At 37.5% G+C, this 21,934-nt stretch carries 20 protein-coding genes; 14 read left to right on the top strand and 6 right to left on the bottom strand.

Going from position 1 to position 21,934, the window contains the following annotated elements:
• Window positions 1-44: 44 nt before the first annotated feature.
• Together H4J67_RS14045 and H4J67_RS14040 are read right to left on the bottom strand one after the other, a co-directional pair.
• Window positions 45-1,973, bottom strand: a complete 1,929-nt coding sequence (locus tag H4J67_RS14045; protein WP_182173167.1) for an ATP-dependent DNA helicase — start codon at window positions 1,971-1,973, stop codon at window positions 45-47.
• Window positions 1,974-2,070: 97 nt separating this feature from the next.
• Window positions 2,071-2,415, bottom strand: a complete 345-nt coding sequence (locus tag H4J67_RS14040; RefSeq protein ID WP_182204070.1) for a hypothetical protein — start codon at window positions 2,413-2,415, stop codon at window positions 2,071-2,073.
• A gap of 476 nt (window positions 2,416-2,891) precedes the next feature.
• Here H4J67_RS14040 and hisG point away from each other — a divergent pair, with 476 nt between their 5' ends.
• The 11 genes from hisG to H4J67_RS13985 all read left to right on the top strand — a co-directional run bounded on the left by hisG (window position 2,892) and on the right by H4J67_RS13985 (window position 12,369).
• Window positions 2,892-3,791, top strand: a complete 900-nt coding sequence (gene hisG / locus H4J67_RS14035; RefSeq protein WP_182204068.1) for an ATP phosphoribosyltransferase — start codon at window positions 2,892-2,894, stop codon at window positions 3,789-3,791.
• A 92-nt stretch (window positions 3,792-3,883) separates the two neighbouring features.
• Window positions 3,884-5,182 carry a histidinol dehydrogenase gene (gene hisD, locus H4J67_RS14030; RefSeq protein WP_182173176.1) on the top strand — a complete coding sequence of 433 codons (1,299 nt, stop codon included), beginning with the start codon at window positions 3,884-3,886 and terminating at the stop codon, window positions 5,180-5,182.
• A gap of 2 nt (window positions 5,183-5,184) precedes the next feature.
• Window positions 5,185-6,291, top strand: coding sequence for a histidinol-phosphate transaminase (gene hisC / locus H4J67_RS14025; protein ID WP_182204066.1), 1,107 nt, complete (start codon window positions 5,185-5,187; stop codon window positions 6,289-6,291).
• A 1-nt stretch (window position 6,292) separates the two neighbouring features.
• A complete protein-coding gene (gene hisB / locus H4J67_RS14020) occupies window positions 6,293-7,375 on the top strand; it encodes a bifunctional histidinol-phosphatase/imidazoleglycerol-phosphate dehydratase HisB (protein WP_182204064.1) in 1,083 nt (360 codons plus the stop codon).
• Entirely contained in the window at window positions 7,375-7,998 is a 624-nt protein-coding gene (gene hisH / locus H4J67_RS14015) for an imidazole glycerol phosphate synthase subunit HisH (RefSeq protein WP_259368611.1), read from the top strand. Before hisB ends, hisH begins: the two co-directional genes overlap by 1 nt.
• Window positions 7,995-8,732: a 1-(5-phosphoribosyl)-5-[(5-phosphoribosylamino)methylideneamino]imidazole-4-carboxamide isomerase gene (hisA, locus tag H4J67_RS14010; RefSeq protein ID WP_182204062.1), complete on the top strand. Its 738-nt coding sequence runs from the start codon at window positions 7,995-7,997 to the stop codon at window positions 8,730-8,732. Before hisH ends, hisA begins: the two co-directional genes overlap by 4 nt.
• Before the next feature lie 61 nt (window positions 8,733-8,793).
• Complete coding sequence (hisF, locus tag H4J67_RS14005; protein WP_182173188.1) at window positions 8,794-9,570, top strand: imidazole glycerol phosphate synthase subunit HisF; 777 nt, start codon at window positions 8,794-8,796, stop codon at window positions 9,568-9,570.
• Entirely contained in the window at window positions 9,564-10,184 is a 621-nt protein-coding gene (hisIE, locus tag H4J67_RS14000; RefSeq protein ID WP_182173191.1) for a bifunctional phosphoribosyl-AMP cyclohydrolase/phosphoribosyl-ATP diphosphatase HisIE, read from the top strand. Before hisF ends, hisIE begins: the two co-directional genes overlap by 7 nt.
• Before the next feature lie 150 nt (window positions 10,185-10,334).
• On the top strand, window positions 10,335-11,219 hold the full coding sequence (locus H4J67_RS13995; protein ID WP_182173194.1) for a hypothetical protein: 885 nt from the start codon (window positions 10,335-10,337) through the stop codon (window positions 11,217-11,219).
• Between the two features lie 147 nt (window positions 11,220-11,366).
• Complete coding sequence (locus H4J67_RS13990; RefSeq protein WP_182173197.1) at window positions 11,367-11,663, top strand: hypothetical protein; 297 nt, start codon at window positions 11,367-11,369, stop codon at window positions 11,661-11,663.
• 244 nt (window positions 11,664-11,907) lie between these two features.
• The gene (locus tag H4J67_RS13985) at window positions 11,908-12,369 is read left to right on the top strand and encodes a GNAT family N-acetyltransferase (protein ID WP_070376220.1); all 462 of its coding nucleotides are present in this window, start codon (window positions 11,908-11,910) and stop codon (window positions 12,367-12,369) included.
• Window positions 12,370-12,486: 117 nt separating this feature from the next.
• Here H4J67_RS13985 and H4J67_RS13980 read toward each other — a convergent pair whose 3' ends face one another.
• Together H4J67_RS13980 and adk are read right to left on the bottom strand one after the other, a co-directional pair.
• Window positions 12,487-12,888, bottom strand: coding sequence for an MAPEG family protein (locus H4J67_RS13980; RefSeq protein WP_182173200.1), 402 nt, complete (start codon window positions 12,886-12,888; stop codon window positions 12,487-12,489).
• A 211-nt stretch (window positions 12,889-13,099) separates the two neighbouring features.
• The gene (adk, locus tag H4J67_RS13975; RefSeq protein WP_182204060.1) at window positions 13,100-13,744 is read right to left on the bottom strand and encodes an adenylate kinase; all 645 of its coding nucleotides are present in this window, start codon (window positions 13,742-13,744) and stop codon (window positions 13,100-13,102) included.
• Between the two features lie 641 nt (window positions 13,745-14,385).
• Between adk and H4J67_RS13970 the strand changes: the two genes are divergently transcribed.
• Window positions 14,386-16,935, top strand: a complete 2,550-nt coding sequence (locus tag H4J67_RS13970) for an ATP-binding protein (protein WP_182173206.1) — start codon at window positions 14,386-14,388, stop codon at window positions 16,933-16,935.
• A gap of 316 nt (window positions 16,936-17,251) precedes the next feature.
• On the top strand, window positions 17,252-17,698 hold the full coding sequence (locus H4J67_RS13965) for a DUF255 domain-containing protein (protein ID WP_182173209.1): 447 nt from the start codon (window positions 17,252-17,254) through the stop codon (window positions 17,696-17,698).
• A gap of 64 nt (window positions 17,699-17,762) precedes the next feature.
• Here H4J67_RS13965 and htpG read toward each other — a convergent pair whose 3' ends face one another.
• Entirely contained in the window at window positions 17,763-19,724 is a 1,962-nt protein-coding gene (gene htpG, locus H4J67_RS13960) for a molecular chaperone HtpG (protein ID WP_182204058.1), read from the bottom strand.
• A gap of 178 nt (window positions 19,725-19,902) precedes the next feature.
• Window positions 19,903-20,508 (bottom strand): recombination mediator RecR, encoded by a 606-nt coding sequence (recR, locus tag H4J67_RS13955; RefSeq protein ID WP_182173215.1) that lies wholly within the window; start codon window positions 20,506-20,508, stop codon window positions 19,903-19,905.
• 141 nt (window positions 20,509-20,649) lie between these two features.
• Here recR and H4J67_RS13950 point away from each other — a divergent pair, with 141 nt between their 5' ends.
• Window positions 20,650-21,918 (top strand): MFS transporter, encoded by a 1,269-nt coding sequence (locus H4J67_RS13950; RefSeq protein WP_182204057.1) that lies wholly within the window; start codon window positions 20,650-20,652, stop codon window positions 21,916-21,918.
• Window positions 21,919-21,934: the final 16 nt, after the last annotated feature.

The following is a 21,934-nucleotide window of genomic DNA, read 5'->3' as shown; positions in this document are numbered from 1 at the left end:
TTATTCTCTCTAATACTTATCATTATTACTATTTAAATTAACTATTACTCTGATAGTGAAGTAAGAAATTCACTCGCTTGCTCAATATCTCGACTGCGTTTCATCATAGGTAAACTTTTTAAAAAAACTTCGCCATAAGGGCGATTCACTAATCTATCATCACATATTACCATGACACCTTGGTCGGTAACATCTCGAATTAAACGACCAACACCTTGTTTTAATGCAATAACGGCTTGTGGTAATTGGATTTCAGCAAAAGGATCTCCTCCGCGTCGTCGAACATCTTCACAGCGCGCCTGCAACATCGGGTCATCGGGTGAAGCGAACGGAAGTTTATCTATAATGACACAAGTTAATTTGTCACCTCTAACATCAACCCCTTCCCAAAAACTGGCGGTTGCTAATAAAATCGCTTCCGGGTTATCAATAAACGCGGCTAACAAAAGTCCTTTACTCATTCGCCCTTGAACTAATAAGGGTGATTCAATCTTTTCCGCTAAGATATCTGCAACTTGGTTTAACATCCGATAGCTAGTGAATAATAAGAAGCAAGCTCCTTTACTTGCCATTATTAAAGGTATCGCTAACTCAGCGAGTGCTAGTGCTCGACTATGGTGCTGAGCAGCAGGTAAATAGCGCGGTACAATTAGCTGTGACTGCGATTGATAATCAAACGGGCTATCAACAAGTAAGGTCGCGGCTTTCGTTTTCGCTATATTTAAACCTAATTGCTGAGAAAAGTGCTCAAAACCACCATTTACCGCCAGTGTAGCTGAGGTAAAAACCCAACCCGCTTCAGACTTAGCAATATAGTCACTGAATTTGTCGGCAACACTCAATGGTGTTAAATGTAAAACCACATGCCGACGTGTTGTCTCATACCAAAAGCTCATACCATCGATATCAACGTTTGCCATAATGTCGTATTTAGCGAGTATGTCTACGGCACGATCGTAGCAATTATCAATGGCTTCATTACGAGAAATACATAATTTGATCACTTGATAGAGAAAGTCTAAATCTGTTTTTAGTGCAGCAAAGGCCTGTTGAAACCTTGGCTGGGCATATTTATCTCGCCAGTTGCCACGTTCAGGATCATGAAAAAAGAGTAAACGAAATTCTTGCGCCGCTTTTTGGCATTTCTCTGCAGCTCGGCCTAATTGTTTCACATCGGTTAAGGTTGTTTTGTATATTTGAATAACATCAGAACATAAATCGAGAATTTGCTTAGTAGAAAAAGCGTCACCAAAGTATTCACTGGCAATATCAGGTATTTGATGGGCTTCGTCAAAAATCACCACATCTGCTTTGGGAATAAGTTCACCAAATCCAGTGTCTTTTAAAGCCATATCAGCAAAAAACAAATGATGATTAACAACCAAAACATCTGCATCAATGGCTTTTTTTCTAGCTTGCACTAAATAACAGTCATCAAAGTTAGGACAATCTTTTGCCAGGCAATTATCTGTGGTACTGGTAACAAAAGGAAAAATGCCAGAATCTTCAGCTACATCGACTATTTCGCCGATGTCACCGCTGCGAGTCGACGTTGCCCAAGTACGAATTTTGACAAAATCTGTCAACATTGCCGCATCTAGTTGACCACGCTCTTTTACATAAAGTTCGAGGCGATATATACACAGATAATTGGCCCGCCCTTTTAATAGAGCAATCTGCGTATTGGTTGCCATAGCATTACGAATAAGCGGTATATCTTTATGAAACAACTGTTCTTGTAAGTTTTTAGTCCCGGTAGAAATAATGACTTTTTTTTCAGAGAGTAAAGATGGGATCAAGTAAGCAAAGGTTTTTCCTGTTCCTGTGCCCGCTTCTACAATTAAGCAACTCTTTTGTGAGATGGCGCGTTCAACATCTATCGCCATATCAATTTGCGCCTGCCTAGGAGAATAGCCGTTAAGTACTTTAGCGAGAATACCTGAGGGTGAAAATGCTTGTTCAACTAGAGTCATAGAAAATACTACTGATAAATATTACCACCAGTATAAAGAATAAAAAGCCAGAGAGAAATATACATTCGATTAATGAGCGAGTTGCCCAGTAAAAAACTTAAACAAAAATATCCAAATGAGTGATATCTTCATCGGGTTCATCATGATTTTTCTTCGGGTGAGTCAGTTCATCTTTATGAGTGATCACGTTATCGGTTTCATCCACAATAGTATCGGCAATCACAGCAGACGCTGATTGATGCTTATTTTTATTTTCCTGATGTTCTTTTTGATCAGAATCTTTTTTAGCTAAAACAACGTAATGCTCATCATTTTCAAGGTGATCCAAGTCATCAGTCAGCTTGTTAATTGCAGCTTCTTTAGTTAGTGGTTTTACGCGCAGACGTTCAGGTTTAATCGGCACCGATACAACACGTGTTAACACGGTGGTAAAAATATCCATCAGTTATAGATCCTTTTATTAAACTCGTTACTTAAGTATCGACTACTTTAGACAATTCTTTATTACCTTATGCGATTATTTTATAAGAAGTGTTTATTTATTACTTGCTCATTATAAAAATAATCAGTACTGTAAATGGCATTAGGAGTTGACCGTTACGAAATAAAATTTTCGTGAGGGTTATTTAACTCATTTAATGTGTAAAGTGAATGACACTTGCTCGTTAAATAACAAAACAAACTATGAGTATAATATGAACATTAACCTAAGCACATTACATCGTCATCACCACCATATCGATTAGCTGCTCAGGTTTATTCGCTGAGGGGCTGTGACCTTTCGGCGAGTTGTATAACTCAGATTTAACCCCCGAAAGAGTCTACCTCTCTCGGGGGTTTTTCGCATTTTATAGGCCTTGAAATTGTATATACACGTACTAGAATTTTGGCCAACGCTTTATTAAAGGAAATACAAACATGACAACAGAAACTCGCTTACGCATCGCTATGCAAAAATCAGGTCGTTTAAGTGACGACACTCAAGCCTTACTCAAACGTTGTGGTTTAACACTCAATGTTACTGATCGACGTTTGTTAGCACATGTTGCTAATATGCCTATCGATATAATGCGCGTTCGTAGCTCAGATATTCCAGGTTTAGTGATGGACGGGGTTTGTGACTTAGGTATTGTTGGTGACAACACCTTAGAAGAGGCGGCATTAGAACGTGAATTGATGGGGCAAAAGTCTCAATACATTCGTACTTCACAGCTTAATTTTGGTGGTTGTCGTTTATCAATTGCGATGCCTGAAGGCTTTGATTATCGGGGTGTCAAAAGTTTAGACGGTTTACGTTTTGCAACGACTTACCCTCAACTACTCAATCGTTATGCAAAAGAACAAGGCATCAATGTTGATTTTTGTTTATTGAAAGGCTCTGTTGAAGTCGCTCCGCGAGTCGGTTTATCTGACGGTATTTGTGATTTAGTTTCAACTGGCGCTACACTAGAAGCCAATGGTTTAGTTGAAGTAGAAGAGATTTTTAAATCTAAAGCATCGCTTATTCAAACAGCGAGTACTTTGTGTAGCGAAAAACAGAGTATTCTTGATACCTTATTGCCACGCATCCAAGGTGTTATGAAAGCAAAAGAAAGCAAATACATTATGTTGCATGCGCCAAAAGATAAAATTGCCGAAGTAAGTGCCTTAATGCCAGGTAAGGAAACGCCAACAATCTTACCTTTAGCGGGTCGCGATGATTTAGTTGCTGTTCATGTTGTTGCTACCGAAACGTTTTTTTGGGAAACAATGGAAAAACTCAATGCACTCGGTTGTAACTCCATATTAGTTATGCCAATTGAAAAAATGATGGGCTAATGCACGTCATCTTTGGGATTTCATCGCCACGGCTGTGATCCCAAAAATTTAGGGTACCTTTCACGGTAAGTAAAGTATTAAGGTTAAAAGTAATGATAAATAAAATGATCGATTGGCAAGCATTATCAAAAAGAGAGCAACAAACAGCACTTGCTCGACCCGCGATAAGTGAGAGTGGTTTACTTTCACAGCAAGTTGAAAACATATTAAATAACGTGAAACGAAATGGTGACAAAGCGCTTTATGAATTAACGGAAAAATTTGATGGTGTAAAACTAACCACATTAACCGTTACTGATGAACAAATAACTGCAGCCAGAGCAGCATTGTCGACTAAAAGATTAAAAGCCATTGAAACGGCTTATGGTCAGATCAGGCGCTTTCACCAAGCACAAATATGTGACGACATTACTGTAGAAACATCCCCAGGCGTTCGTTGTACCTTAAAAACTGAAGCAATCGAAAGTGTTGGTTTATATATTCCGGCAGGCTCTGCTCCTTTGCCATCTACGGTTCTAATGCTTGGTGTACCTTCACAGTTAGCCCAATGTCCACGTACTGTTTTAGTTTGCCCTCCCGACATCAATGGTAACCTTGCTGACGAAATTCTAGTGGCCGCGAAATTATGTGAAATTGATGAAATTTACACAGTCGGTGGCGCGCATGGTTGTGCAGCAATGGCTTTTGGCACAGAAACAATAAAACCGGTCAATAAAATATTTGGTCCTGGTAATAAATACGTTACAGAAGCCAAAAAGCAACTTGCTCAACAAGTGAATGGTTTTGCTATTGATATGCCAGCAGGTCCTTCTGAAGTGTTAATTATTGCCGATGCCAATGCAAAAGCAAACTTCGTCGCAGCTGACTTGCTTTCTCAAGCTGAACACGGACCAGATAGCCAAGTTATCTTATTATCTGACAGTGCCGAATTAATTACTAACGTTCAAGATGAGTTACTTAAACAAGTCGCAGTACTTTCTCGTCGAGAAATAGCAGAACAAGCACTTACACAAAGTCGTTTGATTTTAGTAAAAAGTTTGTCGCAAGCGGTTGAGGTTTCAAATATTTATGCTCCTGAACATTTAATTATTCAAACCGATAATGCCCAAGAGTTATTAAAAACATTACGCAACGCAGGTTCAATATTTGTTGGTGAGTACACGCCAGAGTCTGCAGGCGATTACGCCAGCGGTACTAATCATGTATTACCAACTTACGGTTATTCTAAAGTAATTTCTAGTTTATCATTGGCCGATTTTTCTCGACGATTTACTGTACAAGAAATCACTAAACAAGGCTTGTTGAATATTGCCGAATGTATCACTGAGCTCACCGATGCCGAAGGACTAGACGGTCACAAACGAGCAGTAACCATCAGGTTAGAGGAATAATCATGTCAACAATAGCTGATAAACTTGCCCGTGAGGAACTTGTTGATATGGTGCCATATCAATCAGCAAGGCGACTTTATGCAAGTGGAAGTGACACATCGTCTACAAATAGTAATAAGATTTGGCTTAATGCCAATGAAGCATCAGGTCCAGGAATATATGCTATAGATAGCAATTGCATTAACCGCTACCCTGATTTTCAACCTGACAACTTAATCAATGCTTATAGTGAATATGCCGGATTGTCCCCTGCTAATATTCTTGCTACACGCGGTGCTGATGAAGGTATTGAATTGATCATACGTACCTTTTGTAAAGCCTATCAAGACAGTATTTTAATTTGTCCACCGACATATGGTATGTATGCCATTAGCGCAGAGAATCACGGCGCAAATATAATGCGAGTACCGCTAGTTGATAACCAACTTAATATTGAGGCTATAAAAGCTCAAGTGGGTAAAGTTAAAGTTATTTTTTTATGCTCACCCGGTAACCCAACGGGTAATGTATTAACCACAGATTCAATTCGAACCGTACTTGATGTGTTTGGTGATAGCGCAATTGTTGTTGTTGATGAAGCTTATATTGAATTTAGTCCTGAAAATAGTACCGCAAGCTGGTTAAAAGACTACCCGCAATTAGTGATTCTTAGAACGTTATCAAAAGCATTTGCCTTAGCGGGTTTACGCTGTGGCTTTACTTTAGCTAATGCTGATATTATCACTATGCTGAGTAAGGTCATCGCCCCTTACCCTATCTCTGCACCAGTAGCAGACATTGCCAGTAAAGCATTAGCAAAATTAGCGCTTGAACAAGTAAGTATCCGTGTTCAAGAAACGGTGATTTTACGTCGCCAATTATTTGATTGGCTGAAAGACCAAGAATGGTGTGCTAAAGTTTTTAACAGTGATGCAAACTTTATTTTATTTCGCGCCGTAGATACTGACACTAAAAACTTTATTTTCGATTGCCTAAAACAACAAGGTATTTTAATTCGCGACCAATCTGCGCAACAACAATTAGCCGATTGTTTACGTATTAGCATAGGTAGCGAACGTGAATTATCGCTCTTAAAACAAACGATTATTAATGCAGTAAAAGAGATATAAAATGCTCAATACAAAAAAACAAAACATACTATTTATCGACAGAGATGGCACTTTAATTGAAGAACCTGTTTCTGATAAGCAAGTAGATACACTTGAAAAATTGGTTTTTGAGCCTGACGTTATTCCAGTGTTATTAGCACTGCAAAAAAAGGGTTTCCGCTTAGTTATGGTGTCAAACCAAGATGGCTTAGGAACGACTAGTTATCCACAAGCCGACTTTGATTTACCTCATAACAAGATGATGGATATTTTTTCCTCACAAGGCGTTATATTTGACGATGTGTTACTTTGTCCGCATTTTGACAATGAGAATTGCAGTTGTCGTAAGCCTAAACTTGGCTTAGTAAGTGATTACTTACAGCAAGGAAAAGTAAACTTCGAAAACTCTTTTGTGATTGGCGATCGTGATACCGATATACAACTTGCTGCTAACATGGGTATTCGCGGCATAAAATATAATAAAGAAAGCTTAAATTGGTTGGCAATTTCAGTACAATTATTGAACCAACAAGAACGTGAAGCTAAAATTGTTCGTACCACTAAAGAAACCAATATTAACGTTGCGGTTAATTTAGACAAAGTCGGTACGGTAAAAATTAACACCGGATTAGGCTTCTTCGATCACATGCTTGAGCAAATTGCTGCCCATGGTGGTTTTTCATTGGTAGTCAGTGTCGATGGTGATTACCACATTGATGAGCACCACAGCGTTGAAGATACCGCACTGGCACTTGGTCAAGCACTAAGGAAAGCATTGGGCGACAAACGTGGTATCGGTCGTTTTGGCTTTGTTCTGCCGATGGATGAATGTCGAGCTGAATGTTCTATCGATTTATCGGGTCGTCCGTGGCTTGAATTTGATGCTGATTTTACTGATAACCGAGTAGGCAATATGTCGACGCAAATGGTTTCACACTTTTTCCGCTCACTTGCTGACTCTATGGCTATTACCCTGCACCTTTCAACAACCGAAGGTAATTGCCATCACCAAGTAGAGAGTTTATTTAAAGTGTTTGGTCGAGCATTACGTCAAGCCATTACGGTAAGTGGTGATGTGCTACCTAGCACGAAAGGTACCCTGTGATGTCTGTTGAAAAAGCAATGATGAACGTTATTGTTGATACTGGTTGTGCCAATCTTTCTTCGGTTAAGTTTGCTGTAGAACGTTTAGGCTTTCAAGTGACCATCACTGACGATATTACTCTTATTAAAAATGCCGACAAAGTGATACTGCCAGGTGTTGGCACAGCAAAACATGCTATGGCAAACATTCGCGCTAAAGGACTGGTTGAAACCTTGCAAAACTTAACTCAACCCGTATTGGGCTTTTGTTTAGGTATGCAGTTAATGTGTGACTCGTCAGTAGAAAGTAGCGATGGCAAAAAAGTTGACTGTTTAGGTATTATTCATACCGATATTATACCGCTCAATGCTGAAAATAATAGATTACCGCATATGGGCTGGAACACATTAACATCTGTTGACGATCACCCAGTATTTAAAGGCATAAATATAGGTGACTACTTTTACTTTGTTCATAGCTTTGCCGCGCCAATAAGTGAATACACCTTAGCAACTTGTCAATATGGCTCTAGCTTCTCCGCGGTGATTGCCAAAGATAATTTCATTGGCTGCCAGTTCCATCCCGAGCGTTCAAGTAAATTAGGCAGTAAAATTATTAAGAATTTTTTGGAGTTAGCCCTATGATGATCCCAGCAATTGATTTAATCGATGGCCAAGTCGTACGATTATTTCAAGGTGATTACAGCCAAAAAACTAATTACCAATACACAGTGCAAGAGCGCCAACAAGCCTATGCTAAATCAGGCGCAACCGTAATGCACTTCGTTGATTTAGACGGCGCTAAAGACTCAACAAAGCGTCAACTTGAAACCTTAAAGACCGTCGTCAAACATCCAACGATGACGATTCAAGTCGGTGGTGGAATTCGTTGTGAAGACGATGTTAAACAGCTACTGGCATTAGGTGCAGACCGAGTTGTCATTGGTAGTTTAGCGATTAAACAACCTGAACTTGTGACTCAGTGGTTAAAAACCTATGGATGTGAAAAAATTGTCTTAGCACTAGATATTAAAATTGATGCTGCTGGCAATAAAACACTCCCTACACACGGTTGGATTGAGGACAGTGGCGTTAATTTAGAAGACCTACTTGCTCAATACCAAAACGCTGGCATCAAACACGTACTTTGTACTGATATCAGTAAAGACGGCACGTTAACAGGCACCAATGTAGATTTGTATCGCGAGGTTTGTGCAAAATATCCTGACATTCAATGGCAAGCTTCAGGCGGTATTGGCAGCCTTGACGATATTAAGGCTTTAATTCCAACCGGTGTTAGCGGTGTTATTTTAGGTCGTTCATTACTTGAAGGTAAATTCACGCTTGAGGAGGCAATTGCATGCTGGCCAAACGCTTAAATTATGGGTTTGAAACCGTGAATTTTTTATTGTCCGAGCAAAGTACAAAGGTTGAAGTTTTATGTTAGCAAAAAGAATTATACCTTGTCTCGATGTGCGTGATGGCAAAGTAGTTAAAGGTGTTCAATTTAGAAACCATGAAATTATTGGTGATATTGTACCACTCGCCCAAAAATACGCAGCAGCTGGTGCTGATGAATTAGTTTTTTATGATATCACCGCTAGCTCTGATAATAGAGTGGTTGATAAAAGCTGGGTTAGTCGTATTGCTGAAGTCATCGACATTCCCTTTTGTGTTGCCGGTGGTATAAAAACAGAGCAAGACGCAAAAGAAATCTTAATGATGGGTGCGGATAAAATATCAGTGAACTCCCCTGCCTTACGTGACCCTAATTTGATTTCTCGTTTGGCTGATGTTTTTGGTCAACAATGTATTGTTGTCGGCATTGACAGTTTTTATGATGAAGAAACGGGGTTGTATCAAGTTTATCAATTTACTGGGGATGAAAATCGCACTCAACAAACCAAGTGGACAACCTTTGATTGGATCAAAGAAGTTCAGCAACGCGGTGCCGGTGAAATTGTTTTAAATTGTATGAATCAAGATGGTGTTCGCCAAGGATATGATATTGAGCAATTACAAAAAGCGCGTGCGGTGTGTAATGTTCCTTTAATAGCATCAGGTGGTGCCGGTGAAATATCGCATTTTGCTGACGTTTTCAAACAAGCCGATGTAGATGGCGCGCTTGCTGCAAGTGTTTTCCATAAAGGTATCATTGAGATAAACCAATTAAAACAAACATTGAAGAATCAAAATATAGAGATAAGATTATGCTAGTTACCCTAGAGAACATCAACGAATTAGCTTGGGCTAAAATGGAAAATTTAATACCAGCAATTATTCAGCATCAAGATACGGGTGCCGTTCTAATGCAAGGTTATATGAATGAAGCCTCCCTCAAAGCAACGTTAACAACGGGTAAAGCTACTTTTTTTAGTCGTTCAAAACAAGCACTTTGGGTGAAAGGTGAGACGTCAGGAAACTTTCTCAATATTAGTCAGGTTTTAACTGATTGTGATAACGATAGTTTGTTAATTGCTTGTCGACCACTGGGACCAAGCTGCCATTTAGGGACTGAGTCATGTTTTCCTGAACAAAAATTAACTCAGCAAAACTTCCTTAGCGAATTAGAGCAAGTGATTGCTAGTCGAAAAGGTTGCGATCCTGAAAGCAGTTATACCGCGCATTTATTTTCGCGAGGCACCACTAAAATAGCACAGAAAGTTGGCGAAGAAGGTGTTGAGGTTGCACTGGCTGCAGTTGCTGAAACCAAAGAAGACTTACTTGGTGAATGTGCTGATTTGTTCTATCACACACTCGTCTTACTTCAAGATAAAAATATTGAAGTGTCTGAGGTAATGGCAGTACTACAAAAACGACATAACAAATAAACTGAGTTAACTTTAAGATAGTTGTTTATAAAACGCTTTATCAACAGCTATCTTTCTTTAATTAAGCGGCTATACTCAATTTTACGTTTAAGGGTAATTTTTTAGAAAAGGAATTTTTATACGCGCCCAAGATAGAGATATTTAACACTCATGATATTAAAAATATTTACAAAATTAATAACGGTTATTATTCCCTTGCTCTTTATACAGAGTTCATTATTTAGTCCCCTTACAAAAGCAGAAGATATCTTAATCTTCATTCGTGATGATGTTTACCAAGATTATATGAGCTTCTTAGATGGTCGGGATGTGCATACAATTAAAAATTTTTCAGGAAAAAAAATTCGCCGCGATGTTGTCGATATGATTATCGCTCAGCAAGCTTTAAAAATAGGTGGTTTTGAACACAGCTTTAAATATGCTACTGGTAAAATTAACTTCAGAAATACCAAGATGTTGGCATCAGGACGCTTACTCATTAGTTTTGACTCTTATTGGCTTGCTGATGCCAAAGCACTTAATGACAGTGTTTATACTTCTGATGCAGTTATCCGTCAAGGCGAATACATTGCCGGCATATACACCAGCCCAAGTAATAGTGCTGTTTTAGCAATAACAGAATTTGAAGATCTGCAAAAATTTACTGCCGTTTCTACGCCAAAATGGCGTACTGACTGGCAAACGCTAAAGTTATTGTCTTTAAAAGAGCTGATCCAAGAAGATGAGTGGTTAAGCCAAGCTCGCATGGTAAATCTAGGTTGGATAGACTTTTTATTAATGCCTTTTAATTCGACACCCGATCAATCTTTTACTATGGATAAAATTCATTTAGTACCGGTAAAAGGTGTTGCTATCGAGCTCAAAGACAGTCGCCACTTTGTTATTAGTACGAAACACCCTCACGGAAAAATCGCATTTAAAGCCATTAATATCGGGTTAAAAAAATTACGAAATCAACATAGAATTGTACAAGCTTTTACACAAGCCGGATTTTTTGTAAGCCCTGATACAGTCAAAATATTAAACCGAAACTAATCTTAGTAATATCTACATATTATGTCCTACAGCCCTTATTCTACATGATTAAAAACTCAGTAATTCATTATTGCTATTGACATTTACAGAGAAGAGCGTATATTTTTCCAGCAGAAAATGGATGTTAAAAACAGCTAAGGAATAGCAATGTTTAAATACTGGTCAATAAAAAGTTATGGCACAAAATTATTGCCAACACTAGAACGTGATTTTGGTTGCAAAGAATACTATAGCGCCGCTGAAATTCGCATAACAATCTTTAAAAATAACTTCTCCCCCACCTACTTACCTTTAGGTTACATACTCTTTCTTGATGAGATCTCTTTAAAAGAAACGATGTATATCGAGTTCCCCCACATAGATATTAATGAATATCGACAAGAAATTTCAAATTATTTAATCAGTAAAAGTTATCATGGCTACTTACAGGTACTTCATCACTAAATCTCTGTGTTATGCCAATATGTCTCATTATCTGAAAACATCTACCGATGAAACCAGCTATTAGTACCTTAGATATTTAATATTTATAATATCTCAGCATTAAAGTCAGTAAGCTTATCTTGAGCATTAGCTTTGCTAATAAAGTAAACCCGCTAATTAATGAAATGGGTGTTATTAACTTTACCTAGTAGATAAATCATGAAAAAATAAACTGTTTCCTGATAATCACAATAGGTAAGGTTTAATGAAAATAGCTTGGCAAGTGAAGCATTTTAAAGCGCTCAATATCGATGAACTGTATGAAATATTAAAGCTTCGTATTGATGTTTTTGTGGTTGAACAAACTTGTTTTTATGCTGATATTGATGATATTGACCGGCACAAAGATACCATTCACCTCTTTTGTTACCTAGAGGGTAAGATCGCCGGCTACTTGCGTATTTTAGCAAAGGGCCAAAGTTACCAAGACTATATTGCTATTGGCCGAGTTATTGTTGCAAGTCATGCGAGAGGGACAGGTTTGGGTCACCAGTTAATGGCTGAGGCGTTAACCGTTTGTCAGCAATATTTTCCAGATCAACAAATTAAAATATCAGCCCAAGAGCACCTTGAAAGCTTTTATGGCAATCACGGTTTTGAACGTGTCTCTGCCATGTATCTCGAAGATGATATTCCGCACATCGCTATGTTAAAAGCTGACCAATAAATAAGCGGATATTTTCAACCCTTATTACATGCATAGCACAGGCATAGCGCTCAAATAAGCATTGCAGTATGCATGCTTATTTGAGTTATGTATTAGTTCAAAAGAGGGTAGTACTCGCTAAACTGCAGTGATAAATAAGCGGATATTCTCAACAGCTAGAATAAGCATAACAAGGAATAGTGATAACATGCCTACTTGACGCTGCTTAGAAACCCCTGTAGTTTTTGAAAGCCCTACGGCGTGCAAAATTCGACCAATAAATAATATCGCACCTAAAGCATGCAACACTATTGGGCTTGCCCCATTAACCTCATAAATACCTAACATTATCAAAACCATAGGAATATATTCAGCAAAGTTGCCATGTACGCGAATTGCTTTAGCAAGGGGTTGATGACCACCGTCACCAATACCGGCTTTAAAATGTAAACGTAGGCGAATAATATTGATGGCTAAACCAACAAATAAAAGCGCCAACAAACTCGTGTAGAGCCCTGTTATTGATAAACTTACTACCATGAAATTTCTTCTTATATTTATAGATGAGTGAATATAGTTTACGTTCTAAAATTAATTTTGATAGCTTAAAGACCATATTTTTAAGAAAGATTACCCGGTGTAATGTTCACAGCCAATAAAAAAAAAAATTCGCCGAAGCGAATTTTTTGTTAGGTATTTATAAGCTCGTTATTAGCTACTTATTAATAAAGGACTTATAACATCAACCGAGTTAATTTAATTCGTTAGCAAGTAAAGCACTGACTTCTTCTACAGGCTTAGTGCCGTCAATCGTTAAATACGAACATGCACCCGCTTTTGCTTCATCTTGATAGTAAGCCACTAATGGCTTAGTTTGCTCATGGTAGATACCCAGGCGTTTGCGGACTGTAGCTTCTTCATCATCAGGACGAATAGACAAGTCTTCAGCAGTATCATCATCTTTACCTTCAACTTTAGGCGGATTATAAACTAAATGATAGACACGACCAGAACCGGCATGAACACGACGACCACTCATGCGATCTACAATGACTTCATCAGGAACTTCAAATTCAACAACACTATCAACTGAAACCCCGTTATCTTTCATCGCATCTGCTTGTGGGATCGTACGAGGAAAACCATCAAGCAAGAAACCTGCTTTACAATCATCTTGTGCAATACGTTCTTTAACTAAACCAATAATGAGATCATCAGAAACTAATTGTCCAGCATCCATCACTGCTTTAGCTTTCTTACCCAAGTCAGTGCCTGCTTTAATAGCAGCACGTAACATGTCACCAGTAGATATTTGTGGAATACCAAATTTAGCCATTAGGAATTGTGCTTGAGTGCCTTTCCCAGCGCCGGGAGCACCTAATAAAATAATGCGCATAAAATCTTGCCTTATATGTTTAATATACTAATTAGGCTGTTGTACTGGCGTCAAAACTTCTCGAATATAACAGCCAAATGAGTATTTTTCGATTGTGCAACACTATACAAGTTCAATTGTAGTCAAACAAGTAGCATTACCGCTCTATCATCAAAAAAGGTACTAAAAAGCTATTTTTCATACTAAAGTCTATGCGATTATCGTGGTTATATAAGGCATTTAAAGATAATTCCAAAAAATATAATCAATAAAGGGACAAGTAAATAAAGACTAATGAGTCTTACTTATATAAAGAACAAACCTTGCGATACAAATATAATCTCCAAGCACTTGGATAACGAGTTAAATTTAAATGACCATTCACTAGTGTGCCACTTCATAGATAAGCATTACATTAACCATATAGCTTAGAGCCACCAAAAAAATGATTAAACACTCAATGATTTACCTTCACTAGAATCAGTAAAAGTAAAGCTTGCGTTGTAACCTACTGATGAGTCATTGTGGCTGGGCAAAAAAAATTAAAGTATTCACACTTCTACTTCTAAATGGTCAGCCCTATTACTTGTTTATAATATTAACGCTATAAATTCATGTAGTAATAATAAGTAGTTCCACAATCAGCTTTATGGAAAGCAGCGATGAATCAAATACATAAACGTTGTAGAAACTCCTTTTTCATCATTATATTTTGCTTTGTCGCGAATTTATTAACGATAACCTCTGTTCTTGCACAAAACATAGCGGGTAAAGATGTTGATGAAATAATAAGTTTGTTAAACCAACAACAATATTCAACTGACTATTTTCAAGAAAAACTATTGCCACGCCTAGCCACTATTGATGACGATAACCAAAAAATAAGCTTACTGATTCAATCCTGTGTTTACAGCATGTTTGCCGATCAATACAGTGAGGTAAAAATCTGTAGTCAGCGTCTCCGTATTTTAGCCAAGCAAATTAAAAATAAAAGTGCGATAGAGATTGCCACAATTTATTTAATCGTTGGTGAAGTAAACTTACGAGACTCATCCGACGTCGCACATAAAAAATTAAGTGCACTTTACCCAAGGTTAATGAGCACGCGCGCAAAAATTCATTATGATATAGCCTTTGCTATGGCAGCTATTAGAGAAGATTTTCCTATTTTAGAAAATCAGATACTGCGTAATAGTCTGCAAAAAATAATTGGACAATCAAATTATTCTTTCGAAGAATTTGCCATGCTTTGGGCACTCTCTGCTATTTCTAAAGATGCAAATGAATATGTTAATTTAACTCTGCGGTTATTACGCTCATCAAACAAACATAATTACGTAATTAATAAAGCTTCTTTTTTATATAATTTACAATGGCATTTAACCGGTGTTAACGAAATTATTATTGCCAATTATGTGGCTAATGAGTTATTAAAACTTGCAAAAAAAGAAACAGATAAAAGCAGTAAAGTGCTACTTTTATTAGCCTACTTAGATAATAAAGCCCGGCTTGAAGAAAATGTTTCTGCTGAGACAATAAACTATATCAAATCAGTAACCACCGATGATGAATTTTGGCAGGCTTGGTTAAATACTGTCCTGTCATTTTATTATGCAACTGAACAAAACGAGCAAATGTCACGGTATTATTTCGATGTAGCCAAGCACTACTTTGATGCACAACCCGACTTAGCTACCCCTGATGAATTTATAGAGATTGAATCAATACTCGCCTTTAACCGGAAGGACTATAGCAAGGCAAAAGCTTTACAAGATAAATTTTGGTGGAAAAAATACTTAACAATAAAAACCAACCAACAAAATAATATTATTGATGTTAGAAATACCCTCAAGAAGGTCATTGATGAAGAACAAAAAAGCAGAATAGTTGTCGAACAACTGTTATTGAAGTCTGAGCAAGCCAGTATCACATTGGCGACGGTATTATTTATTATTTTTATCTTAGTTATCTTTCAATACAAAATGTATCTAAAACTAAAACATGAAGTAGAAACAAGAGTTAAAGCTGAGGTGGGTTTGCGTGAGGCAAAATCATTGGCAATAGAAGCTAAGATAGATGCAGAAAAAGCAACGATGAAAGCAGAAAAGGCGAATCAAGCTAAAAGCGAATTTTTATCAAACATGAGTCATGAAATCCGCACACCAATGAATGGTGTTTTAGGCTCATTACAAGTATTAAAACAAGAAGATTTATCTGACTCATCAAAAGAGTTAGTTGATATCGGCATTATTTCCTCTAAAAATCTTATTACCATTATTAATGATATTTTAGATTTATCAAAAATACAATCAAACAATATTAGCTTAGAATCGCTGCCAACTAACATTGGCGAATTGTTCAAATCTATTATTTTAGAACTGTCTTTTTTAGCAAAACAACAAGGTATTGACTTAACTTTTACTATAGAAGAAGATCTTTGTACTTACTGGTTAACAGACCCGATAAGGTTAAGACAAATTATTGTAAATTTAATTTCTAATGCGCTTAAATTTACCCTTAAAGGTGAAGTTAGCATAACGCTTATGGAGAAACATGAGAAAGTGGTTTTCGAAGTCAAGGACACGGGGATTGGATTGTCACCAGCTCAAATTAAAAAACTCTTTATCCGTTATGAACAAGCAGATACTTCCACAACAAGGAATTATGGTGGTACAGGTCTAGGTCTGTCTATTGCCAAGCAATTAACAAACTTGATGGGAGGTGACATTAACGTCATTAGTAAAGAAAATGTTGGATCTGTTTTTAGTGTAGTATTGCCATTAAAGAAAACTACATTAAAAAGTCATAGCAAGTTAACATTGAATAAAACGCAAGCCCCACAAGCACAGGGATTTGATATTCTATTGGCAGAAGACAACAAAATAAATCAAAAAGTCTTTAATGCTGTTGTACGCCCGACTAAAGCAAACATTCGTATTGCAAATGATGGCATAGAGGCAATAGCAGAAATTGGCAAACTAATACCTGATTTAATTTTTATGGATATTCAAATGCCAAATATGGATGGCGTTGAAGCGTGTAAGGCGATTAAAAAAAGCAATCCAAATATCCCAATTATTGCCTTAACAGCGAATGTTATGGCTCACGATATTAAAAAGTACAAACAAGCAGGATTTGATGATTGTTTAGGCAAGCCCATTGACGTTCAGGAAATTTATACACTATTGCAAAAATTTTTAACAAGTGCCTAGACCAATAAAACAAATGATATTGATAACGCTTCTTTAAAAATTAACACACTTAGCTATAGAGACAAGTAACTTATGCATACTTACATGCTTAGTTAACTGTTAATGCCTTTAGGCTGCAAATACCCCATACGATAACGCCAATTTTATGATGGGATAATATAATTGTTACAGGTCAAAATAACAGGCTCTGCTAGCGTTCTCCTTGATATTGAATTGAGTATTAACGTTCAGCTTTAAATGAATGAACTCAAGTGAAAGCATATACTAAAATAGTGGGTCTAGTGGTTACTTGTTCAATTATATTATCGAAAAGCCCATGAATAAATTTTTTATCGCAATAATTGCTGCCATTATTTTAATACCAAGCCTCTATGCGGCTATTTCATCAACTTTATATACCTCTCAAGTTGAATGGCATAGTTATCAAGATGCGCGTGCGATGGACTCGACAAAACCAATTTTTGTCTTTGCTAAAATGCGCTTTTGTACCACTTGTGCTGCAATGGAAAAAGATGTTTTTACTGATCCCGCCCTAGCTAAAATATTGAATGAGCAGTTTATTCCTGTCAGAGAAACCATCAACTTTATGCTTTCAAGTTTTGTTTTTGACGATCTCAAAGATAACAAAGGCGAGCAGCTTACTTTTAGAGGATTTCCAGCAGTGATGATCGTTCGCGGTGACCAATATTCATTGAGTCATGGTTATAAAAGTATCGAGCAACTACAAACACTGTTTAATAAAGCCACAAATAAAGTAGACTGATTTAAATATAAAAAGGAGCCGAAGCTCCTTTTTCTTAATCTGTACACTGAAAAACATTAAAAGCTTACTTAGTAAGGCTCAACATTAATTTGTTTAAACGTGCAACAAAACTTGCTGGGTCTTTTAAGCTACCTCGCTCAGCTAACATCGCCTGTTCAAACAATACTTGCGTCCACTGATTGAATTTTTCATCATCAGTTTCATTGGCAACATGTTTTACTAACTCATGCTCTGCATTGATTTCGAAGATAGGTAATGCATCAGGTACTTCTTGTCCAACTGATTGCATAAGCTTCATCATCTGGCTGCTCATGTCGTGCTCATCAGCAACGATACAAGCTGGAGAATCAGTTAAACGTTGCGACAATTTAACATCTTTCACTTTACCAGCTAATGATGTTTTTATACGGGTAACAACAGAATCAAACTCTTGCTCAAGTTTTTCTTGCGCTTGTTTTGACTCTTCATCTTCCATATCACCTAAGTCTAAACCACCACGCGTGACCGATTGTAATTGCTTACCATCAACTTCTGTTAAGTGGCTCACTAACCATTCATCGATACGGTCAGACATTAATAATACTTCAATGCCCTTTTTACGGAAAACTTCTAAATGCGGGCTGTTTTTAGCCGCTTCAAAGCTGTCTGCAACAACATAGTAAATCTTTTCTTGTCCTTCTTTCATACGTGCTACGTATTCAGGAATTGAAACGCTTTGAACCGCAGTATCATGCTCTGTTGAGGCAAAGCGTAATAAGTTTGCAACTTGCTCTTTATTACCTTGATCTTCTGCTGGGCCTTCTTTCAATACTTGACCAAACTCGTTCCAAAATGACTGGTATTGCTCTTTGTCTTTTTTACCTAGTTTTTCAAGCATTTTAAGTACACGTTTAGTACAGCCTTTACGGATCGCTTGGGTAATTTTGTTATCTTGTAAAATTTCACGAGAAACGTTTAACGGTAAATCATTTGAATCTAATAAACCTTTTACAAAACGTAAATACGTAGGCATAAACTGTTCAGCGTCATCCATTATAAATACGCGTTGAACAAAGAGTTTTAAACCATGTTGTTTTTCACGGTTATGCATGTCAAATGGCGCTTTACTTGGAATATAGAGTAATGATGTATATTCTGTTTTACCTTCTACTTTATTGTGCTCCCAGACAAGTGGGTCGCCAAAGTCATGTGATACATGCTTGTAGAATTCTTTATATTCGTCATCAGAAACTTCTGATTTTTCACGAGTCCACAATGCAGTGGCTTTATTGACCGGTTCCCATTTTGCAGGTACTTCAGCAACCGCTTCAGCCGCTGGAACAGTAACATTGTCTTCGTCATCCTTAACTTCAGCAACAGCTTCAACACCAGGAACTGCTGGTGTTAACATTTCAACAGAAACAGAAATATGATCTGAGTACTTAGTTACTATTGATTTTAAGCGCCAATCATCAGCATATTCTTGCTCTTCTTCTTTTAAGTGAAGAATAATATCGGTACCACGATTAGTCTTTGAAATTTTAGCTGTGGTGAATTCACCTTCGCCAGCACTTGTCCATTCAACACCTTCGGATGCATCAACACCAGCAGCGCGAGAACGCACAGTTACTGAGTCTGCAACGATAAATGCCGAATAAAAACCAACACCAAATTGACCAATAAGTTGTGAGTCTGAAGCTTGATCGCCAGAAAGTTGCGAGAAGAACTCAGCCGTACCTGATTTAGCAATAGTACCTAAATGATCAATAATTTGATCATGCGTCATACCAATACCGTTATCAGAAATGGTAAGCGTATTATTTTCTTTATCGCAACTAACACGTACGCGTAAATCACCATCACCTTCGTATAGTTCAGCATTTGAAAGTGCATTAAAGCGAAGTTTGTCAGCAGCATCGGCCGCATTTGACACTAACTCACGTAAGAATATTTCTTTGTTTGAGTAAAGTGAATGGATCATTAATTTAAGTAATTTAGCGTTATCAGTTGCAAACTGATGATTTTCTTTTTGGCCTGTTTCTGACATTTGAAATATATCCTACATTTATCGGTGTTTAAAAGAGAGCATGCAAATATGATGCTCACGTTGATAGATAACATGTGGGGCTAAGAGAAATTATTTCAAGGGAATGTGATGTTTCTTAGGTAAAATAAATTTATAAATATGCTTTGAATATGAGTTCAAAGCATAAATTTACTCAATATTAGAATGAATAGCTCTTACGTCCTGATAAGGCATGAGATAAGGTATTACCGTCAACATATTCAAGTTCACCACCAACAGGCACACCATGAGCAATTCGAGAAATAACCACTTGATATTTTTTAGCCAGTTCGGCAATAAAATGTGCGGTAGCTTCTCCTTCAACCGTTGGATTGGTTGCTAATATGATTTCCTTAAACTTATCTGTCGCCAGCTGTTTCTCTAATATATCTAAGCCAAGATCATCGGGGCCAATACCATCTAGAGGCGATAAGTGCCCCATTAATATAAAATAACGTCCTTGAAACTCCCCTGTTTGTTCTATAGCAATAACATCACCAGGACTTTCAACAATACAGAGCTGCTGGTTTATAAGCCGCTTAGCACTTTGGCAGATTTCACAGGTATCATCTTCAGTAAAATTTCGGCATTGTGAACAATGACCAATATTTTCCATCGCCACTTTTAATGTACCCGCTAGCTTAGCGCCGCCAATACGATTACGTTCAAGTAAATGAAACGCCATACGCTGCGCCGATTTAGCGCCAACACCCGGTAAACATTTTAGTGAATTGATTAATTCTTGAACCAGTGGACTAAATTTCATAACAACCTTAAAACAATGTTTAGCTAATTTTCAACGCAGGCAGTTTATCAGTTGAAGCATAAAAACCAAGATAAATTATTCTCTCGTCACTAAAAATAATACGCTATGATAGTTCAAGAATAATTTTCAAAACGAATCGCTATGTTATCCAATATCTATATTACCTTAGCCTTACTCATGGTCAGCGCTTTTTTCTTATCACGATATTTCACTTTACCTAAAAATATTTGGCTGCTTTTTATTGCCCAACCCCTTGTTATGGCGGCATCACCTGTGATTGTTTTTATTGGTGGTATATTGTCGACCCGTATGGCAAGTGATCCCTCTTTAGCGACTCTACCCGTTACCGTGATGATTTTAGGGGTAGCCTGTGGTGCTATTCCTGCGGCTATGTTGGCAAAAAACAAAGGTCGCCGCTTTGCGATTTTTACCGGTTATAGTGTTGGTTTAGTTGCGACCTTAACGGCAATGGTCTCTGCACTTATTGCTAATTTTGAACTTTTTGTCTTTGCTGGTTTACTCTTTGGTATTAGTACCTCATTTATCCAGCAATTACGTTTTGCAGCAATTGAGAGTATTAAGGACGATAAAGATATTCCAACCGTGTTGTCGATTTTAATGCTAAGTGGCATTTTTTCGGCTTTTCTAGGCCCTGAAATAGCCGTAGTCGCAAAAGATTGGTTAGCATCTCCCTATGGATATGCGGGCTCATTTTTAGTGTTGGCTGGATTAATCGTTTGTGCGATGATTATTATGCTGAATTTTAAAAACACCCAGATTGAATCTCATCAACAAGTGGGCGACACTCGCCCATTGAGTGAAATTATCAAACAACCTATATTTATTATTGCAATATTATCAGCGGCCATTGGTTTTGCCTTAATGAGTTACTTAATGACAGCAACCCCCTTGAGCATGCACCAGATGAGCGGTCATAGCTTACACGAGACAAAATGGGTAATTCAAAGCCATATTGCCGCGATGTTTATCCCTTCATTTTTTACCGCTTGGTTAATAAAAAGGATCGGCTTGAAAAGCTTAATGTTAATTGGCACAGTGATTTATGCGTTAGTCGCTGTTGTGGCACTTTCTGGCGAGCAGGTTATGCACTATTGGTGGGCACTGATTTTATTAGGCATAGGTTGGAATTTTTTATTTTTGACCGGTACAACCTTACTGCCGCAAAGTTATAAGCCTAGTGAACGACACAAAGTACAAGCAATTAATGACTTTATTATTTTTGGCTTACAAGCAACTGCATCGTTACTCGCTGGTTGGGTTTTATTTAAAGCGGGTTGGCATACAGTAGTTCTTACGAGTATGCCCTTTATTGCCATACTCTTTGTGGTAACTTGGTTTTACTATATTAAAGACAGAAAAAAAGCCACCAACAAGGCAACTCAATCTTAGCGATACCAATAATAGC

The sequence above is a fragment of the Colwellia sp. BRX10-4 genome, assembly GCF_014077465.1.
Classification (GTDB): domain Bacteria; phylum Pseudomonadota; class Gammaproteobacteria; order Enterobacterales; family Alteromonadaceae; genus Colwellia_A.
The sequence above is the reverse complement of the archived record's forward strand: the minus strand, read 5'-3'. Positions and strand labels throughout refer to the sequence as shown.